General features: G+C 61.4%; 2 protein-coding genes. Both read left to right on the top strand.

Features of this window, described 5'->3' with window-relative positions; genetic code table 11:
* Window positions 1-41: 41 nt before the first annotated feature.
* On the top strand, window positions 42-932 hold the full coding sequence (locus ACI38B_RS04660; protein WP_439729732.1) for a prepilin peptidase: 891 nt from the start codon (window positions 42-44) through the stop codon (window positions 930-932).
* A 33-nt stretch (window positions 933-965) separates the two neighbouring features.
* The coding region (pilM, locus tag ACI38B_RS04655) for a pilus assembly protein PilM (protein ID WP_439729731.1) at window positions 966-1,671 on the top strand (706 nt) is incomplete at its 3' end.

The following is a 1,671-nucleotide window of genomic DNA, read 5'->3' as shown; positions in this document are numbered from 1 at the left end:
GCAAGTATGTGGACGCTGCGAACTGGAAGTGGTGATTGGTAGTGTTGACTTCCTCCATCCTTGCCGCCGGTGATGTTCTGGTCGGCTATGGTGTCCCGCATCTGGACACGAGCGCGTACGGCGACGGTGTCACCACCGTGGTGCTGGCCGTCGTCGCGTTCGTGATCGGGTGCTTTATCGGTTCGTTCCTCAACGTGGTCATCTGGCGCGTGCCCAACGGCATCAGCCTGGTCAACCCGAAGCGGAGCTTCTGCCCCAACTGCAAGTCCCCGATTCGTTGGCACGACAACATCCCCGTCATCTCGTACCTGGTGCTGCACGGCAAATGTCGCGACTGCCACGAGCCGATCTCCGGGCGATACCCGTTGGTCGAGCTGCTCGGCGGGTTCATGACCATGCTCGCCGTACTTGGCCCGGCCTTCCACCTGTACCCGGTGTGGCTGCTCCCGGTCACCATCTACTTCGCATGGCTGAGCATCGTCATCGCGTTCATTGATATCGACGTGCAACTCATCCTCGATATCATGACGTACCCGTCCATGTTGCTCATACTCGCCCTGCTCGCCCTCGCCTCATGGGGGGCCGGCTCATGGACGCCGCTGTGGCGTGCCGTCATCTGCGCTGTCGCCCTTGCAGCCTTCTACGTGTTGCTCGGTTTTATCTGGCCGAATGGCATGGGGCTGGGTGACGCGAAACTCGCCGTCATCGTCGGGCTTATCCTCGGGTGGCTCGGCTTGAGGCAGCTCATCGTCGGGGCGTTCGCAGCGTTCATTGTCGGGGGAGCGTTCGCGCTCATCCAGGTGGCGCGCAGGCGCATCAACATGAAAGGCGGAGTCCCGTTCGGGCCGTACATGCTCATCGGAGCGTGGATCGGCATCTACGTCGGCGCGCCAATCGCCAACTGGTACCTAACGATTTGCGGGCTTAACTAGTCCACAGGAAAGAGAAAGGAAAAGGAGGAAGCCATGAAGCCAATCACGACACTGTCGCTGTCGAACGACGCGATTCGCGCGGCCGTCATCGCCAATCCCTACACGGAACGGCCGCAGATACTGCAATACCGCACGATCGGCCTGCCGACCGGCGCGGTCGTCGACGGTGAAGTCGTCGACCCGCAGACCGTGACCGGCCTGCTCAGGGGGCTTATCAAGAACGCGAAATTCCCCAAGGATCTCGCGCTCGTCTACACCAGCCGTCGTGTGGTCTACAGGGAAATGACCTTCCCGGAAATGCCGCTCGCCGAACTGCACGACACCCTGCCGTTCCAGGTCAAGAACTACATTGCGCTGCCGGTCGACGATTCCATCATCGACTTCGTGCCGCTCACCCGTGAAGAGCAGGCGCAAGGTGCCGTGCTCCATGGCATGGTCGTGGCAACCTTGCGCACCGGCGTTGAGAAAACCACCACGGCAATCCAGAATGCAGGATTTGCGGTACGGTCCGTGGACGTCAGCGCGTTCTCGCTGGCACGCGTCTTCCGCGACCAATCACGCGACAAGGCCATCGCTGTCGTCAACGTCGGCTCCAACAGCACCGATGTCATCGTCCTCTCGCAAGGGCACCCGGTCGCACTGCGAGCCGTGCCGTCCGGTGCGGACGATATCACCCAGGCTGTTGCCAAGGCACTCGACATCCCGTTCGAAGGCGCACTCGAAATCAAGAACCGCATCG

Origin of the sequence: Bifidobacterium sp., assembly GCF_051876855.1 — a bacterium.
Classification (GTDB): Bacteria; Actinomycetota; Actinomycetes; order Actinomycetales; family Bifidobacteriaceae; genus Bifidobacterium.
Note: the sequence above shows the minus strand (reverse complement) of the source record. Positions and strands in the feature narration are given on the sequence as shown.